3 protein-coding genes are annotated in these 3,153 nt (G+C 30.7%); 1 reads left to right on the top strand and 2 read right to left on the bottom strand.

Annotated features, from left to right (window positions below; genetic code table 11):
- A partial coding sequence (locus VK071_01040; protein HLR33902.1) for a helix-turn-helix domain-containing protein occupies positions 1 to 601 on the top strand: 601 nt, incomplete at its 5' end.
- A gap of 115 nt (positions 602 to 716) precedes the next feature.
- Here the strand turns inward: VK071_01040 and VK071_01035 are convergent.
- A complete protein-coding gene (locus tag VK071_01035; GenBank protein ID HLR33901.1) occupies positions 717 to 2,174 on the bottom strand; it encodes a hypothetical protein in 1,458 nt (485 codons plus the stop codon).
- 525 nt (positions 2,175 to 2,699) lie between these two features.
- A partial coding sequence (locus tag VK071_01030) for an amidohydrolase family protein (protein HLR33900.1) occupies positions 2,700 to 3,153 on the bottom strand: 454 nt, incomplete at its 5' end.

Below are 3,153 nucleotides of genomic sequence, written 5' to 3'. Positions count from 1 at the left end.
TCGAGTGGGTGAAACTAGGGAGCGAATAGTCAAGCCTAGAATAATAAGCGCTTTAAATATACATCCATTAGACGCTATCGAGAACCATGATATAAGAATGGATTTATTTTATCGACTAGGTGTTATTACAATTGTAATCCCTCCATTAAAAGATAGATTAGATGATATACCAATTCTTGTGGATAAATTTATAAATAAATTTAATATAAAGTTAAATAAGAATATCAAAGGAGTTACACCCGAAGTTGAAGAAATATTTAATTCCCATAATTGGCCAGGTAATGTTAGGGAATTAGAACACTCGATTGAACATAGTATGATAATTACAACAGAAGACAAGTGTATACAAAAAGAAAATTTACCTATATTTCTCACTGAAGACAATAAATTTAACAACAATAATACCCTTCCTATGAAAAATATAAAAAATTTGGACGAAACATTAGAAAATACTGATCTAACTTCATTAATAAATAATATTGAAAAGCAAATAATCAAAGATAAAATCAATGAAGCACAAGGGAATATAACTGCCGCCGCAAGAAAACTTGGAATTAGTAGACAAAACCTAGAATACAGAACAAAAAAATATCATCTTTAAAATAAATTATTACATAAACAAATTATATTTTTCTTCTTATATTAAAAGATGTCTCGTTTACGAGACATCTTTTAATATTCATTCCATCCAATTGTCATTTTCAATATTATATGTATTATTCTATAACTACTTCTTTAGGTTTACATATTATACTTAATACAAACATTGCTATCCCTGCAAGTATAACAGCTAACATTGAAGAGAACCACATATTCCAATTTAATATCATTTCAAATAGTATATATGCTAAGGGCCCTATTATACAAGAAGCTAATGCCCCTTGTTTTGTAGCCTTCTTTGGCCACATAAGTGATGCAAATAAAGGCACCGCAATTGCTGATCCTATACCACTTAGCCCTAAATATAAGAATATAGATAAAAATTCTGGCGGATTTAACCAAGTTAATACTAGAACAAATACAGAAATAGCTCCAATTGCAATTCTTGTAATTCTTATTACTGTTCTACCTGAGGCTTCTGGATTTATAGTTTCTACATAAAGATCATTGGCTATCGCCTGTGCTACTGTCAACATCATCGATTGTGTGGTACTCATCATTGCTGCAAATATTCCTATCATCATCACGGCGGCTAATACAGTTGGCAGGTAATCTATTGCAATTTGTGATGTTAAATAGTCTCCGTCTACATTTGGATATAATATTCTTCCTGCAAGACCTGTAAAATATAAAGTATTTAAAACTACTGTTAATATTAATACAGTTATTAAAAAAGTACCTATAGTCTTTTTACTAGTATCTTTTATACTCATAAACCGCGATGCCATATATGGTTGAGCCACAAACATTATAGCCCAGTAAAAGAATACTCCTACAATTCCTTCAATTGGAAAAAGTGAATCTGGCCCTCTTGTTTCTACTACTTTTAACATGCTCGGATCTATAGATTGCAGTCCTATTTCTATTCCTGTAAATCCTCCCACAGCTCTCAAACTAACAATAACCAATACTACTGCTATAAGAAACATTGGTATACCTTGTATAAATGATGCTAATACAACAGAATTAAGTCCTCCAAATGCTACATAAACTCCAATAAATAATGTAAATATAATAATTCCTACATTAAAAGGAATATTAGTAAAAGCTTCTAATAATACTGCTGCTCCTTTAAATTGTGCTACTAATGGTAATAAATAGAATATGCATATTGCTAAAGCAATTATTATTCTAACTCCATCACTATTGAAATGCTGCCCTAAAAATTGTGGAATAGTGAGAGAACCAAGTTCTTCAGATCTAGCTCTTAACTTCTTTAATAAAAGTAAAGCTGGAAATACCATTCCAGGTATGATTGCAACAACTATCCAATAGTAAGGCCATCCTACCTGTGACATAAGTCCTGGCTCCCCCATAAAAGCCGCTGCACTTACTGAACCTGTAACATAGGAGAATGCTAACATAATAGGCCCTGTATTTCTTCCGCCTAAATAATACTCTTCATCTACTGATGCATCTCCTCCACTACTTCGCTTAGCCGACATCATTCCTGTAACTACCATCGATCCTAAAAAGAGCACGAACATTATGATTGACCAAACTTTCAAACTCATATTAACTCTCCTTTCTTTCCGGTGTAATCATATAAATAATTATAGCGAGTAATGAAATTCCTGTGGATATGCCCTGAAATCCCAACATAATTTTCCAAGTATCCATAAGCTACCTCCTCGTTTTTAAATTTACAAACTTAATTAATATGTACTATAATATATTGCAAGTAATGTGCCAAGTATTTAATATATATCTAACGGTATAAAATAGGCGTTTTCATCAATGTCATTTCATATTAATAATTATTAATCTATAATAAAAGCAAAATAATCACGATATATTTTTAAAATATTGCTTTAATTAACATTTTTATCTACCTAAAGATATGATCATCAAATAATTATAGAAAAAATTTTATTAATCTAATCTATCTAATTTATCAAACTTTGTTTATATTTAATACTAAATAACATTAATCATATTATAAAAAGGTGACTTCATAACTAATGTCTTCGTTCTGAAATCACCTTTTTATAATATGTCTATATATTTTCAGTTTATCCTAGACCTAAACTTCATCTTATTTATACATATACTTTTTCTTTATCCGCTTCTTCAAATTCATCATAGCATAATCCAAATGGTTTGGCTTCAATATATCTACCTTGACCTATCTCACCTACAAATTTACCATTTTCAGCAGTTAGTTTTCCTCTTAGATATACTTTTTCTGGTCTTCCTATCATATCCATTCCTTCAAAAGAGTTATAATCTGATTCATGGTAACTATTCTCTACAGTTATTTCTCCCTTATATTCAGGATCATATATAACTATATCTGCATCAAACCCTATAGCAATTTGGCCTTTTTCTTCAAGCCCAACAATCTTTGCAGGAGTCGTTGCAAATAAATCTACAAATCTTTCTTTAGTTATCCTACCTTTTGCTACTCCATATGACCATAAAAGGGCCAGTCTGTCCTGTACACTAGGGCAACCATTTGGTATTTTACTAAAGTCTCCTATACCTTTTTTCTTA

The sequence above is a fragment of the Tissierellales bacterium genome, from assembly GCA_035301805.1.
Taxonomy (GTDB): Bacteria; Bacillota; Clostridia; order Tissierellales; family DATGTQ01; genus DATGTQ01.
The sequence above is the reverse complement of the archived record's forward strand: the minus strand, read 5'-3'. Positions and strand labels throughout refer to the sequence as shown.

Excerpts from the sequence above, each read along its gene's own strand:
- VK071_01035 (HLR33901.1), bottom strand. The coding sequence starts at position 2,174 with ATGAGTTTGAAAGTTTGGTCAATCATAATGTTCGTGCTCTTTTTAGGA.